At 40.8% G+C, this 15,459-nt stretch carries 13 protein-coding genes; 11 read left to right on the top strand and 2 right to left on the bottom strand.

Translation table 11 applies throughout. From position 1 onward, the window contains the following. Positions 1-4 precede the first annotated feature (4 nt). On the top strand, positions 5-679 hold the full coding sequence (trmB, locus tag ACXAFE_RS11365; RefSeq protein WP_475152526.1) for a tRNA (guanine(46)-N(7))-methyltransferase TrmB: 675 nt from the start codon (positions 5-7) through the stop codon (positions 677-679). Here the strand turns inward: trmB and ACXAFE_RS11360 are convergent. Continuing rightward, on the bottom strand, positions 666-2,540 hold the full coding sequence (locus ACXAFE_RS11360) for an EAL domain-containing protein (RefSeq protein ID WP_475152525.1): 1,875 nt from the start codon (positions 2,538-2,540) through the stop codon (positions 666-668). The genes trmB and ACXAFE_RS11360 overlap by 14 nt on opposite strands. A gap of 201 nt (positions 2,541-2,741) precedes the next feature. Here ACXAFE_RS11360 and panP point away from each other — a divergent pair, with 201 nt between their 5' ends. After that, positions 2,742-4,415, top strand: a complete 1,674-nt coding sequence (gene panP, locus ACXAFE_RS11355; RefSeq protein ID WP_475153609.1) for a pyridoxal-dependent aspartate 1-decarboxylase PanP — start codon at positions 2,742-2,744, stop codon at positions 4,413-4,415. 93 nt (positions 4,416-4,508) lie between these two features. Here the strand turns inward: panP and ACXAFE_RS11350 are convergent, their stop codons facing one another. Next, positions 4,509-5,015: a glycine cleavage system transcriptional repressor gene (locus ACXAFE_RS11350; RefSeq protein ID WP_054979560.1), complete on the bottom strand. Its 507-nt coding sequence runs from the start codon at positions 5,013-5,015 to the stop codon at positions 4,509-4,511. Between the two features lie 275 nt (positions 5,016-5,290). Here ACXAFE_RS11350 and ACXAFE_RS11345 point away from each other — a divergent pair, with 275 nt between their 5' ends. From ACXAFE_RS11345 to ACXAFE_RS11305, 9 genes are all read left to right on the top strand, one after another. Next, on the top strand, positions 5,291-7,531 hold the full coding sequence (locus tag ACXAFE_RS11345) for an ABC transporter permease subunit (protein WP_475152515.1): 2,241 nt from the start codon (positions 5,291-5,293) through the stop codon (positions 7,529-7,531). Between the two features lie 18 nt (positions 7,532-7,549). Next, complete coding sequence (gene pstA, locus ACXAFE_RS11340) at positions 7,550-9,199, top strand: phosphate ABC transporter permease PstA (protein WP_475152509.1); 1,650 nt, start codon at positions 7,550-7,552, stop codon at positions 9,197-9,199. 39 nt (positions 9,200-9,238) lie between these two features. Beyond that, a complete protein-coding gene (gene pstB / locus ACXAFE_RS11335) occupies positions 9,239-10,066 on the top strand; it encodes a phosphate ABC transporter ATP-binding protein PstB (protein ID WP_010561911.1) in 828 nt (275 codons plus the stop codon). Between the two features lie 11 nt (positions 10,067-10,077). Continuing rightward, complete coding sequence (phoU, locus tag ACXAFE_RS11330) at positions 10,078-10,788, top strand: phosphate signaling complex protein PhoU (protein ID WP_010561910.1); 711 nt, start codon at positions 10,078-10,080, stop codon at positions 10,786-10,788. 218 nt (positions 10,789-11,006) lie between these two features. Further along, entirely contained in the window at positions 11,007-11,684 is a 678-nt protein-coding gene (locus tag ACXAFE_RS11325; protein WP_010561909.1) for a TIGR00153 family protein, read from the top strand. Positions 11,685-11,720: 36 nt separating this feature from the next. Beyond that, a complete protein-coding gene (locus ACXAFE_RS11320; RefSeq protein ID WP_237130887.1) occupies positions 11,721-12,995 on the top strand; it encodes an inorganic phosphate transporter in 1,275 nt (424 codons plus the stop codon). A gap of 317 nt (positions 12,996-13,312) precedes the next feature. After that, the gene (locus ACXAFE_RS11315) at positions 13,313-14,221 is read left to right on the top strand and encodes a hydrogen peroxide-inducible genes activator (RefSeq protein ID WP_336435519.1); all 909 of its coding nucleotides are present in this window, start codon (positions 13,313-13,315) and stop codon (positions 14,219-14,221) included. A 78-nt stretch (positions 14,222-14,299) separates the two neighbouring features. Further along, positions 14,300-14,848, top strand: coding sequence for an RNA polymerase sigma factor (locus tag ACXAFE_RS11310; protein ID WP_475152495.1), 549 nt, complete (start codon positions 14,300-14,302; stop codon positions 14,846-14,848). Next, on the top strand, positions 14,841-15,458 hold the full coding sequence (locus tag ACXAFE_RS11305; protein ID WP_475152490.1) for a hypothetical protein: 618 nt from the start codon (positions 14,841-14,843) through the stop codon (positions 15,456-15,458). Before ACXAFE_RS11310 ends, ACXAFE_RS11305 begins: the two co-directional genes overlap by 8 nt. Position 15,459: the final 1 nt, after the last annotated feature.

The following is a 15,459-nucleotide window of genomic DNA, read 5'->3' as shown; positions in this document are numbered from 1 at the left end:
AATTATGTCTGACGCAAATTCAAGAAGTATTAGTTCGAATCAACAAGGACTAAATGAAAAGTTAGAAGAAGTGGTACGTAAGCACCTAAGTTCTGAGTTTAAGAAGCCGATTGCAGCGCATACGCAAACGGCTTTTGATGAAGTCAATAAGAAGGTACAGCAGTTCGCAGGGCCGATTATTCTCGATTCATGCTGCGGTGTAGGTGAAAGCACCGCTAATTTAGCGCGCAAGCACCCAGATGCCTTAGTTATAGGCATTGATAAGTCGGCACATCGTATTGAAAAACATGATGTTGAATACAAGCAAACTGAAAACGGCCAGTACTTATTGGTACGTGCAGATTTAAATGACTTTTGGCGCTTAGTGGTTGAGCATCAATGGCAAGTGACACATCATTACTTGTTGTATCCAAACCCGTGGCCTAAAGCTAAGCATTTAGGGCGCCGTTGGCATGGAGCACCTGTATTTCCTTATATTGTGAAAATTGGTGGTCAACTTGAGCTAAGAAGTAATTGGCAAACCTATGTTGATGAGTTTGCGTTTGCCCTTGGTTTAGCTGGCGTGGATGTGTCTGTATCGCCATATAGTGCAGACACAGCAATTACCCCATTTGAGCGAAAATACTGGGCCAGTGGTCAACAAAGCCACCGACTGAAAGTTGACCTTAACTCGCTTTAGCAGTTTGTGATATGTGAGCCAGCTCTCGAGCTGGCTTTGCGTAGTAAAAGCCCTGCACGTATTTAATGCCCGCTTTTGCGAGTTTATCTGCAACGAGTTTGTTTTCAACGCCTTCTGCAATCAAGGTTAAGTTCACTTCCTTAGCAAAATTGGCAATGTGTTGAATAAATAAAAACACTTCATCGTCTTTGGTTATTTGTGAGACTAAAGAGCGATCGATTTTCAAGCCATCGACTTCTAGTTTAAGAATATTCGAAATATTAGAATAGCCAGTTCCAAAGTCATCGATAAAGACCTTAGCACCGTGTCTTCTTACCATTTCTACAAAGCCTTTGATTTCCGTTAGGTTGGCAATCGCTTCAGTTTCGATAAGCTCAAATGAAATATGGTGCGGTGTAGGGTAGCGCTTTAATTCATCATCAAGAAATTGCGCCAGGCTTGGGTCTAACATATCTTGCGCGGTTAAATTCATGCTCCAGCATAAATTAGTTTGGCGAAAGCGCTTAACGCAACCAAGAAAAACCATGCGAGTTAATTGCCCATCCATGCGACTGCGATTTACGACAGATAAAAAGTAATCAGGCTCATATAAAGCATCGTTAATCTTAATGCGTGCTAAGCCTTCGTACATTAAGGTTTCGTTACCGTCGATAGTGAGTATTGGCTGAAAGTGCGCTTCAACTTGGCCATTTTTAAATGCTTCTCGTACATCTTTGGCAATTTTTAAGTTGTGCTGATATTGATTTTTAATAATGTTCATTGCATCGGAGTAAAACACCACAAGCTCACGACTACGCTTAGCTTGTTCAACCGCAATACGTGCATTTTCAACTAACAGTGTTTTATTGCCAGTGGCAATACCGGCACATAAGGTCACGTAGATAAATGGGTCATATAATAAAGGCGCATTTTTATTGAGATTTTCGACGAGTTTTAAACAGGCATTGCTGTCCAAGTTGGGCGATAGCAATGCTATTTTATTGCTAGATAAGCGATACAGGTGACATTCTGTGCTTTTTAACTTATTTAAACGTGCCAGCAGTTTTTGCATTACCTCATCACCAATGTGGGAGCCGTAAAAACCGTTAATATCTTCAAGGTTGCTAACTAATACTATGGCCAATTGCATGTGCAGTGGTGAATGGCTTTGCAGTTTTCTTTCTAGCGCAATATGATTTGCGTAGCCCGTAACGGGATCGCGGGTTAAGTTTTGTTTTAGTAAATAAATGTAAGCGCTGCCCACTAAAGTTGCAATAAAGAAAAAGAAACTTGCGGTGATTACCGCTTGGGTAACACTTGCTGCCAGCTGTTCATTTAAATCTTTAATGGTGATGTCGGCGCCAGTTAAATAGGTGCGCCCGTCTTTTGCTTGAAACGGTAAAAATATGGTGCGGAAATGGCCCCACTGATCTTCTGAATGCTCAAATAAAGGCTCTGTTGAATAAAACGCTTTAACGTTTAATTGTGTCGCTTCAGGGTAAAGATCATAAAAATAAGTAAGCTTATTGTTTTTAATATCCTCGTTAGTATAACTAGATGCGGAGAAGTAAACTTGATCGCCTTCTTTTATCATCGCGTATACGTATTCGAGTTCGAGCTTGCTGGCAAACTCAGAGAGTTGTTTGCTTTTTAATAGGTAGCTTTTTTCATCAATGTGGTCTGGGCCGGTAATATTGTCGTGGTATTCGTCACCAAGAATAAATTTAACACTTTGTGCTGCGTTTAAGAGTTTAGCATCCACCTCTTTTAAAATGTCGTTGTAGGTGTGTGAATAAACGTAATAAACATAGCCGCCAAGGCTTGCTAAAAACAGTACGCCCGCAAAAAAAAGCCAACGAATTCCTTGATTTGAATAATACATGCGCATCCTTGCCAAAAACTAATTTTTGCCGCAATTGAAAAATACTGCTTTACTGTATAGCAAGCAAAGGGTTATGTTGTTTTGAAACACCTTATAATAGTCAATTTAGTGTGTTTTTTACAGCAGTAGATGGAGATATTGTGCAAATTGCGAGACTTTTTCTTGTAATTGAAGTAGAGTTGACAGCCTTTTTTTATGAATATGTTTGAACACTTTTTGGGTAAAGTGAGTAGTATGGTTGATGAAACACGTCAAGCAGTGCGCCCAGCAATAGCGTCTGAAGAAAGCTTAATGCGAATTTTTACGGTGCCAGAGGCGCCGGGCTCGACTTTGGCTAAAATTGAGCAAGAAATATCTAGTAACTTAGCAGGCTTTCTTAACGAAAATATTGCAGCGGTTGAAAAACCTTTGCATGAAATTGAAAAAGATTTCCAAGCTGCAAATATTCCTGAAGAACCTCGTTTTGTATCTGAACACGCCCAAGAGTTAATGGAAAAGCTGGTGGCGCATTCAGTACACACGTCAGCACCGAGTTTTATTGGTCATATGACTTCGGCCTTACCGCATTTTGTTTTACCTCTGTCAAAGTTGATGGTGGGGTTAAACCAAAATCTGGTAAAAATTGAAACATCTAAAGCATTTACACCATTAGAACGTCAAGTATTGGGTATGATGCACCATATGGTTTACGGCAAAGATGATGCCTTTTACCGTAAGTGGATGCACAATGCCAAAAATGCTTTGGGTGCATTTTGTTCAGGCGGCACGGTTGCCAATATTTCAGCACTTTGGGTTGCGCGCAATAAGCTGCTTAAACCCGATGGCGATTTTAATGGCATAAATAGCGATGGTTTAGTTGCGGCTATGATGCATTATGGCTACAAAGGCTTAGCTATTTTAGTTTCAGAGCGTGGCCACTATTCACTTGGTAAAGCTGCTGATGTGTTAGGCATCGGTCGCAGCAATATTGTATCTATCGAAACAGATCATAATAACCGTGTTGATGTTGCTAAAATGCGTGAAAAGGCTAACGAATTAGCTGAAAAAGGCATTAAGGTGATGGCAATTGTTGGCGTTGCAGGCACAACTGAAACCGGCAATATTGACCCGCTAAATGAAATGGCCGACCTAGCTGAGGAAATCAATTGTCATTTTCATATTGATGCCGCTTGGGGTGGTGCAACATTGCTGTCCAATAATGCGCGTGGGTTATTAGCTGGTTGCGAACGTGCCGATTCAATTACCATAGATGCGCATAAGCAAATGTATGTGCCTATGGGCGCAGGCATTGTGCTTTTCAAAGAGCCAGATACTGTCAATGTGGTAGAACATCACGCTGAATATATCTTACGTAAAGGCTCGAAAGATTTAGGCTCACATACCCTTGAAGGTAGTCGCCCGGGTATGGCGATGTTAGTGCATGCGTGTTTATCAATTATTGGTCGCAAAGGCTATGAAATGTTAATTGATAAAAGCCTTGAAAAAGCGCGCTATTTTGCCGAACTTATTAAGCAAACAGATGACTTTGAACTGGTTACTGAACCAGAACTTTGCTTGTTAACATATCGTTATGTACCAGAAAAAATTAAAGAAGTACTTAAAACGGCAGATGAACAAACTAAGTTAGATATTTACGCAGCACTTAATCGTTTTACGGCGAGCATGCAAAAACGTCAGCGTGAAGCAGGCCGCTCATTTGTATCACGTACACGTTTAACACCATATCAGTACGATAATTTACCGACAGTGGTATTTCGCGTTGTATTAGCAAATCCGCTTACATCAAATCAAATATTGCATGATATTTTAGCGGAGCAGCGAGAGTTGGCTGGTAAAGATCCAATATTTAAAAAGTATTTAGCGAAATATTTATAATTTAGGGCTGTGAATTTTTTATGAAAAAGGGAGCATTTGCTCCCTTTTTTACGTTTTTATTTAACCTGAACTCGGATGAGATAATCGTAAACCCTAAGCTTCGGTTTCAATATCCACAATCAAGTCAGACGTAATAGACTCGAGCGCTTCAACCACATCATCTTTACTTAAACCGGCAGGCAATTCTACCCGGGCTTCTGCGTTAAACAGAGGTACACCCCAATTAGGCGCGCTTTGTTGCTTTGAGTTAAAGTGAATAATTGAGGCGCCTTTATGGCGTAGCACACTTGAAAGCTCTTGTACTATACCCGGTCTGTCATTGCTGGTAATAACAAAGTTAAGCTGTTGACTTGTGTCGGTTACTTGTTCTTGTCCTGCTTCAATTTTTACTTCGAGATCGGGAATGGCGTGAATTGCGCCCTCGAGTGCCGATAAATGTTCTTCAGGTACTTCTAACTGCAAAATTCCGGCAAAGTGGCCACAAAGGTGGCTTAAATTACTGGCTAACCAATTGCCATGGTTAGCTAAAACCGCTGAGGATAGTTCATCTACTAGACCTGAGCGGTCAGGACCAATAATTGTTAATACTAACTGCTTCATATACTTGTCTCGTTATCTAATTAGCGCAACCCTCTCTACACAAATTAAGAAATAATTGTTAGCTAATTCAAAGGATTAAATGGAGGTGTAGAGCTGTTTAAGTATTGATGATTGCCTGCCTTTTGTCCAATTTATTTTGTCAAATTTTGTTAAATAATCGGTGTAACTTTTTGGTCATAAAAACGAAATATTTCACTCTCTGTAACATTTCTGTCATCTTGACAAAATATAATGCACGCCAACTAAATCCTAATTCTATTTGTAAGGGCCAATGGATGAGTTCCAATCCGCCAAGTGTTGAATTCAATACTAATAGAAACAGACTGATCAAAGATAAAGTCGCCAAATACAGTATTACGGCAGGTGGTACATTAGTACTTGTTGCCTTATTGTTGATCTTCTTTTATCTGTTGTATGTAGTACAGCCTATTTTCGCGTCGTCACATGTTGAAGTGAGAAATCAATTTGCTTTACCTGAAACGCAAGAGTACGTTGCGGCAGGTATGGAAGAGCAAGGTGAAATCGCTTATTTGTTCACACCAACTGGCGAGCTAAGTTACTACACCATTAAAGGTGAGAAATTCGGCACTAAGTTAACAAGCTTTAATGTGGAATTTGATGCACCGGTAACCAGCTTTGCGCGCACTGCACCGCACCAGGCGATGTATGCTTATGGTCTTGAAAATGGCGCAATTAAAGTTGTGAACCCGAAATTTGAAGTAGGATTTGCTAACAATAGCCGTACCATTAAGCCAAGTATTGCGTATCCACTAGGTGAAAGTGAAGTGATGATTGATGACGAAGGTGCATCAATTCGTAAATTTGCGTTCAGCTATGTTGCCGATGATAATCAACTTGGTGTACTTGCATTAACCGGTGATCAACGCTTGCTGTTTAGCATGCTAGCAGCAGAAGAAAATATGTTCTCTGGTGAAATGGAATGGTCAAGTGAAACCGCGGAAATTCCTGTTGAAGGCAAAGTGGATGAATTATTAATTTCACCTGACTTTAGCCGTGCATTTGTGCGTGTTGCTAATAAAGTTTATATCTATAATACGCGTGACATTGAAGATATTACGCGTATTCAAGTACTTGCCGCGAATCAAGAGAATGCCAACCTAGTTAAAATGCAATTATTGTCAGGCGCTAACTCATTAATGTTAGTTAACGACAACGGTGAAATTTCACAGTGGTTTGAAATTAATGGTGATTCGGGTCGTAAGTTCGCCAAAATCCGTGCTTTTGCAAGTGGTGATAAAGAAATTTCAGGGCTTTACAGTGAATTCTATCGCCGTACATTCTTTAGCACTAATAACCAAGGTGATTTATCGCTTTATTACACTACCAGTGAAAACAAGCTGTGGTCGGGTAAGGTAGCAGACGCGGGAATTGATTTCTTTGCGGTGTCACCACGCTCAAACGCAGCATTAATGCTGGCGGGCAATCAACTCATTGTTGTTGATATTGAAAATGAGCACCCTGAAGTATCTTGGTCGGCATTATGGCAAGAAGTATGGTACGAAGGTTACCCTGAGCCTGCTTACATTTGGCAGTCTACATCGGCAAGTGATGATTTCGAAGCTAAGTTATCGTTAGTACCAATCTCATTCGGTACAATTAAAGCGGCAATGTATGCGATGCTATTTGCGGTACCGATTGCGCTTTCTGCTGCTATCTACACAGCCTATTTTATGTCGCCTGAACAGCGTCGAATCGTTAAGCCAACGGTTGAAATTATGGAAGCATTACCAACCGTAATTTTAGGTTTCTTAGCAGGTCTTTGGTTGGCACCTCTGATTGAATCTCACTTACCTGCAATTATGCTGATTTTAGTATTAACGCCATTGGCGATAATACTCACAGCATTCTTCTGGCAAAATTTACCAGAATCGATTCGCCACAAAGTGCCAGACGGTAGCCACTCAATCTTACTTATTCCAGTGGTATTGCTAGCAGGTTATATCTCGTTTGCACTGAGCCCTGCGGTAGAGCTTTGGGTATTTGATGGTGATGTACGTCGTTATATTACCAACGAGTTAGGCATTGATTTTGACCAACGTAACTCGTTAGTTGTGGGTATTGCGATGGGCTTTGCGGTTATTCCAACGATTTTCTCAATTGCTGAAGATGCGGTATTTAGTGTACCTAAGCACTTATCGAATGGCTCGCTTGCACTTGGTGCAACGCAGTGGCAAACGCTTGTTCGCGTAGTATTGCTAACAGCAAGCCCAGGTATTTTCTCGGCAGTGATGATGGGTTTAGGCCGTGCGGTTGGTGAAACCATGATTGTATTGATGGCAACAGGTAATACGCCGATTATGGATTGGAGTATTTTCCAAGGTATGCGTACGCTTGCAGCAAACATTGCGGTAGAAATGCCAGAATCAGAAGTAGGCAGCACGCACTACCGCATCTTATTCTTAGCAGCGTTTGTACTGTTTATATTCACCTTTATCTTTAACACGATTGCTGAATTTGTTCGTCAGCGTTTACGTGAAAAGTATAGTTCACTGTAAGGTTAGGAGATTTAATAAATGAAGCAGTGGTTTAAATCTGGCTCACCTTGGATCTGGATGACAGGTGGTGCAGTAAGTATCAGCTTAATCTCGGTAATTGGCCTACTGGCAATGATTGCAGGTCGTGGTTTAGGGTTCTTTTGGCCGTCAGAAGTAACGCAATTTGAAATGCACCGTGGTGACGTGAAAGAAACCGTTATCGGTGAAATCTACGACCGTGAGATGGTTCCCGTTGAGCGCTTAAAAGCAGCGAATGTTGATTTACACGGTTTTACGGGTGAAGAAGTAGAACGTTTACTGATTAAAACAGGTAACCGTGAATACGTAGACCTAGATTTCCGTTGGATTTTAGCAACGGATATTATTGAGCAATCTACCCCGAGCCAATTAGCGGTATTTGAGCGTAGTAAAAACGGTAACTTTTACGGTTACATTGAAAGTGTGATCAAAGACGGCAAAGTTGTCGCTGAAGCGCAAAAGTTAATTGAGCTAGAACAACTTGTAGAGCGCGCAGTTGAACTTAATGAATCGGCACTTGATTTGCAAAACGGCCCAATTGGTCATATAAACTACGATCTGGAACGTTTGCGTTTAAAAGAAAAAGCGCTCGACCTTAAAGGCGAATTAACACACGAAAAAGTGGCGGAGTTTGAAGCTCAGCGTAAAGACTATCGTGAGCAATACTTGGTGCTTGAAAAAGAGCTGTTTAAGTTTCGTGATGCGGCAAAGCGCGACCAAGTTATTGTAAAAGATATGCGTGGTGAGTTAGTAACGATTCCACTTTACCAAGTGCTGGACGTAACACTACCAAATGATATGGGCTTAATGGCTAAATTAGGTCATTACTTCAAGCAAATTGGTAAGTTTGTTAGCGATGACCCACGTGAAGCGAATACCGAAGGCGGTGTATTCCCAGCGATTTTCGGTACCGTATTTATGGTTATGTTAATGGCGGTAATCGTAACGCCGTTTGGTGTAGTTGCCGCGATTTACTTACACGAATATGCAGCGAAAAATTCTATCACTAAAATGATTCGTATCGCGGTAATTAACCTTGCCGGTGTACCATCGATTGTTTACGGTGTATTTGGTTTAGGTTTCTTTGTTTACATGCTAGGTGGTAGCATTGACCAATTATTCTACCCTGAAGCATTACCAGGCCCAACGTTTGGTACGCCAGGTGTAATTTGGTCAGCACTGACATTAGCAATTTTAACTTTACCGGTTGTTATTGTATCAACGGAAGAAGGTTTATCACGTATTCCAAGTTCAGTTCGTCAAGGCTCATTAGCACTTGGGGCCACTAAAGCTGAAACTATTTGGCGTATTATTGTACCAATGGCAAGCCCTGCAATTATGACAGGTTTAATTCTTGCGGTTGCACGTGCAGCAGGTGAAGTAGCACCACTGATGTTAGTTGGTGTGGTAAAAATGGCGCCAACACTGCCAGTTGATATGAACTTCCCGTTTGTACACTTAGATAGAAAGTTTATGCACTTAGGTTTCCACATCTATGATGTTGGTTTCCAAAGCCCGAATGTTGAAGCGGCACGCCCGCTAGTTTATGCCACAGCGTTTTTACTTGTGGCGGTAATTGTGGCACTGAATATCACAGCAATTGGTATTCGTAACCACTTACGCGAAAAATTTAGGTCGTTAGAACATTAATTGTTCTGCGGTGATAAAAGTTTAATAGGTTTAGTAAAAATGATTACTGTTGCTCCAGAAATAAATCAATCTGCAACTGGCTTACAGCTTGATTTAGAAAACTTATCGGCAGAACAAACTGCTCTTGAAATTAAAGACTTAGACCTTTACTACGGTGACAAACAAGCGCTGAGCAATATCAGCATGAAAATTCCAAAGGGTCAGGTAACTGCATTTATCGGTCCTTCAGGTTGTGGTAAGTCAACGTTATTACGTTGTATTAACCGCATGAATGACTTAGTTGATACGTGTCGTATCGATGGTCAAATCTTGCTACATAACCAGAATATTTATGACAAAAGTGTAGATGTTGCAGCGCTTCGCCGTAACGTTGGTATGGTATTCCAGCGTCCAAACCCATTCCCTAAATCAATTTATGAGAATGTGGTTTATGGCCTACGCTTACAAGGTGTAAAAGACAAACGTAAATTAGACGAAGTAGTTGAATCGTCACTACGTGGCGCTGCACTTTGGGACGAAGTAAAAGACCGTTTGCACGACAGCGCATTTGGTTTATCAGGTGGTCAGCAACAGCGTTTGGTTATTGCTCGTGCAATTGCAATTGAACCTGAAGTACTACTGTTAGATGAACCAACATCGGCACTTGACCCAATTTCAACATTGGTAATCGAAGAGCTAATCAACGATTTAAAAAATAAGTACACAGTTGTAATTGTTACGCATAACATGCAACAAGCGGCACGTGTGTCTGACCAAACTGCGTTTATGTATATGGGTGAACTAATCGAATACTCTGATACAAATACGCTATTCACTACGCCGAAGAAAAAGAAAACTGAAGATTACATTACAGGTCGTTACGGGTAAGGATTAAAGTTATGGATCATAATATTTCAAAGCATATTTCAGGTAACTTTAACCAAGAACTTGAAAACGTTCGCAACCATGTTTTAGCGATGGGTGGATTGGTAGAGCAGCAATTAAACTCTGCGCTTGATGCGGTAAATGACAGTAATGCGGAGCTTGCGAAAAAAGTTGAGCACGGCGATTACAAAGTAAACGCAATGGAAGTGAGTATTGACGAAGAATGTACACGCATTATTGCGAAGCGTCAGCCAGCGGCAAGTGACTTACGTTTAGTTGTGGCGATTGCAAAAACCATTGCTGATTTAGAGCGCATTGGCGATGAAGCGCGTCGTATTGCAAAAGTAGCACTTGAATCAACCGCGAAAGATCAGCAAGGCTTGCTGGGTAATATCGACAATATGGGTCGTCACGTATCACAAATGTTGCACGATGTTCTGGATGCATTTGCCCGAATGGATGCCGAAGCTGCATTTCGTGTGCACAAAGAAGATGCCAAAGTTGACCGCGAATATGAAGCGTTAACACGTCAAATCATGACTTACATGATGGAAGATCCGCGCTCAATTCCAAAGGTTATGGATTTGGTGTGGTCAGTACGCTCACTTGAGCGCATCGGTGACCGTTGTCAGAACATCGCTGAGTACGTAATTTATTTTGTAAAAGGCAAGGACATTCGTCATACCTCGCAAGACGATATCGAGCGAGATATTATTGGTAAATAAGTTAAGTAACTATTTTAAAAGGGTAAAAGCGGTTTCGCTTTTACCCTTTTTTGCTTTGGTATTGATAACTTTTTTAGTCTATTAACTAGCGTAAATTTAATTGTTTGATAATCTAAGTTAAGGAATTTCAACTTACTGTAATACTTGTATGTTAAAGCCTTTCCTCGCTTGGCTGATTCCTGTAAAATTTGCGCGCTTTTAAAATTTAAGGGTCAATTATGGCTAGTAATGCATTTTTAGGGGTTTTTGCGAAATCTCCTATCAAACCAATTGAAGAACACATAAAAATTGTTCATCAAGCCAGTGCTTTGTTAACGACTTTTTTTCAACATGCGTTTAATAAAGAGTGGGAACAAGCATCTGAGATCCGCATTAATATTCGCGATTTAGAACGCAAAGCAGATGTACTTAAGCGTGACATTCGTTTGCAACTTCCTCGTGGATTATTCCTGCCAGTTGAGCGTACAGATCTTCTTGAACTGATCACTCAACAAGACAAAATTGCTAATAAGGCTAAGGACATAGCTGGTCGTGTACTTGGCCGCGAAATGGAAATCCCTGAGCAAATCCAAGCTGATTTTATTACTTACCTAAATCGCTGCATCGACGCGACAAAACAAGCTTCTAAAGCCATCAATGAACTTGATGAGTTATTAGAAACGGGTTTCCGTGGTCGTGAAGTGACATTAGTTGAAAACATGCTAGAAGAGCTCGACGCAATTGAGCGTGACACCGATGAAATGCAAATCACTTTGCGTCGTCAGTTACGTGAAATCGAAAATGAATTAAACCCAATCGATGTAATGTTCTTATACAAAATTCTCGAGTGGGTAGGTGACTTAGCAGATATCGCTGAACGTGTTGGTTCACGTTTAGAGCTGATGCTAGCACGTTAATTAAATTAATATAAAAATTAAGTTAAAGGTTACTTGATGGATATTATTGCAAATTACGGCACCACTTTGGTGATGATTGCTGCCGTAGTGGGATTTATCATGGCGTATGGTATTGGTGCAAACGACGTTGCCAATGCAATGGGTACGTCAGTTGGCTCAAAAGCGCTAACAATTAAGCAAGCGATTATTATCGCAATGATTTTTGAATTCGCTGGTGCATATCTTGCCGGTGGTGAGGTTACATCAACGATACGTAAAGGCATTATCGACTCGTCGGCATTTGTTGCCATACCAGAGTCATTAGTGATCGGTATGATTTCAGCGCTATTAGCTGCTGGTGTATGGTTACTTGTTGCGTCATATTTAGGTTGGCCTGTATCAACAACACACTCAATTATTGGTGCAATTGTTGGTTTCGCATTGGTTGCGGTAGGCTCTGAAGCGATTCAATGGGGTAAAGTAGCGGGTATCGTAGGTAGTTGGATTGTTACACCTGCTATTTCAGGCTTTATTGCTTACCTTATCTTTATGAGTGCACAGAAACTAATTTTTGATACTGACTCACCACTTAACAATGCAAAGCGCTTTGTGCCTATGTACATGGGTCTTGCAGCGTTTGTTATGGCGTTAGTAACAATCAAAAAAGGCTTAAAGCATATCGGTTTAGACCTTGGTACAGTAATGGGTTACGGTATCGCAATCGGTGCTGCTGTTTTAGTCGCGCTGTTAGGTAAAGTATTGATCGCTCGTCTTAAAATGGACCCTGCAGCTGACAAAGAAATGCAATTTAACAATGTTGAGAAAGTATTCGCTATCTTAATGATTGTAACTGCATGTTGTATGGCGTTTGCACACGGATCAAACGATGTAGCAAATGCGATTGGTCCACTTGCTGCGGTAGTGAGCATTGTTGAGCACAACGGTGAAATTGTTAAGAAATCGTCACTCGTTTGGTGGATTTTACCACTAGGTGGTTTAGGTATTGTTATCGGTCTTGCGATTCTTGGTAAGAAAGTAATTAAAACCATTGGTGAAGGTATTACGCACTTAACACCAAGCCGTGGTTTTGCTGCAGAGCTTGCGGCTGCATCAACGGTTGTTATTGCATCAGGCACAGGCTTACCAATTTCAACGACACAAACGTTAGTAGGTGCGGTACTAGGTGTTGGTATGGCCCGAGGTATTGCGGCACTTAATTTAGGTGTTGTAAGAAATATCGTTGTTTCTTGGGTTATTACCTTGCCAGTAGGCGCGGTATTAGCTATTGTTATCTACTATGTATTGGCGGCTATTTTTGGCCTTCAAGTGTAAAGACTTTTAGCTTGAAAAGACCCCATATGCGATACGCAATGGGGTCTTTTTTTGTCTGAAATTTGTATATAGCAGCTTGCTAATCAAGTTAGCGGTTCACATAGCGCGCTTACAGCGCTGTAATTTTACCGTTGTAACATAGCGTTAAAAGATAAATTCAATCTTGTTTGCTTCATTTCACTAGGCTTTATTTGCTCATTTATTTAACAGAGTTATTAGCATTCGCAATTAATTGATTAAATCTCAGTGACATAATTGATTTTCCATTGTTAATTTGTTTTTATCGTTATTAATTTGAATATTAATCGGTTATTACGATGAAAAACCTTCCTAGCATTAAGCAGCTGCAATACTTGCTTGCAGTACATCAGCATCAGCATTTCGGCCGCGCTGCAGAAGCCTGTTTTATTGGTCAATCTACCTTAAGTAGCGCAATTCAAAATCTTGAAGAAACACTCGGGTGTCAGCTAATTGAGCGTGAAAACCGCAGTATTATGTTTACCTCGATTGGTGAAGAAGTGGTTGAGCGAGCGCGCAAGATAATCGACGACACAATTAGTGTAAAAGAGCTTACAAAAAGCTTTTTAAACCCACTCCAAGGGCATTTAACCATAGGTATTATTCCTACGGTTGCAAGTTTTATTGCGGCTGATTTATACCACTTATGTGCAAAAGAGTTTCCTGAACTTGAGTTGGTTTTAATTGAAGATACTAGCGATAACTTATTGGACAAATTAGAAAAAGGTCAAGTTGATGTAGCGCTATTGGCATTGCCTTATAATACCAACAAGTTTCATACCCATATTTTAGCACAAGACCCATTTAATATTGTAAGGCACAAGGATTATCAAGCGGCTGAAGGTGTGGTTGATTTTAACTTGTTGCCACCATCATCGGTGTTTTTGCTAGAGCGCGAACATTGCCTAACCGATCATGCACTGAGTGCGTGCCATTTGAGTAAAAGTGAATGTATAAACCCCTTTGAAGCAGCAAGTTTGCATACCTTACTAAGTATGGTTGAGCGTCAACTTGGTGTGACCTTTCTACCGCAAATGGCAATTAATGCGGGCATTTTATCTCATAAACCTATGGTGTTTAGCGCTGCGCAAGATACTGCTTATCGTGATATTGGTATTTTATGGCGCAAGACGTCAGGTCGCATACGCGACTTCCGCTTACTGTGCGATAAATTAAAGCCGTTCTTTACTGAAAAATGTGCACGATAAAATAATTTTAAATTTTTAAAACTATTTTCAGCACTCGCTCGACTATATAAGCAGAGAAACAAAACTCTTGGGGAATATGTGTTCTTTCAAAGTGAAAAAGGGTTAATCAAAAAAGCGCAACAAGGTGATAAACGCGCATGGCTTAATTTAGTAAAACAATACGAAAAGCCGATTTATCACACTTGCTTGCGTATGGTGAGTAACCCAGACGACGCACTCGAAATCATGCAAGAAAGCTTTATGAGTATTTATCGTTCGCTCGATAACTACCGTTTTGAGTCGAGTTTTAAAACGTGGGCTATCGCAATTACCAATCGCCGTTGTGTGGAGTTTTATCGTGCTAAAAAGGTACTCGATGAAGAAAAGCAAGAAATGCTGATAGCGGATATGCAAGAACCAGAATCTGCTGATTTGATGTTGCTTATGGCGCAGCAAAATAAGCAAGTTTTACAGCTTTTAAATGGCTTACCTTGGACGCAAAAGGAAGTGGTGGAATTAAAGTTTTTTCAGCACTTTACGTTTGAACAAATTGCACAGCAACTTGATGTATCAACTAATACGGTTAAATCGCGGTTGTATACGGCGTTGTCCAAATTGCGCCAAGAACTGGAGGTGTTAAATGGCTAACGTAGAAAGTATTTTTGAAAAATGGCTGGAAACAGGTGAACTTACACCAAGTGAGCGTCAATTGCTTGAACAAGATGCTGTTTATGCAGAAATGCTCGAAAACAGTGAGACTTGGCAGTCGCTTTCGGCAAAGTATCAAGAAACGCCCGTTCCACAGTGGAATCGAGAAGCCACTTGGTTTGAGAAAACGAACGATGGTGCAAAGAGCAATCGTTTTGCAGCTTGGTTTGCACCAGCAGCTTTAGCCTGCTCAGTTTTAATGTGCTCGCTGGTTATTATGCGTGCTGAAGTAAGTGTTTCAGATAGTGGCTTTGCGATTAATTTTGCAGAGCAACAAAAGCAAGCTCCAACAGTCACTTATGAGCAACTGCAAACCCTTTTGGCTGAGCAGCAGACAAATACCGCACAGGCGACTTATGCATTGGTTAAAGAGGCCATAGAGCAGGGGCGTTTGGAGCGCAAAGAAGATATTGGCGCCTTGGTTGCCGATTTAAACCGAGTCCGTCAACAAGATCAGGCGTTGATTCGCCTGCAATTAAACGAATTGGCACAACAGGTTGAGCAACAACCACAGTCATCAATTGCCAAAAACCACTCATGGGAGAATTAAT

The sequence above is a fragment of the Pseudoalteromonas sp. ABV4_021 genome (genome assembly GCF_056159365.1).
This window is presented reverse-complemented; position numbering and strand designations above follow the sequence as displayed.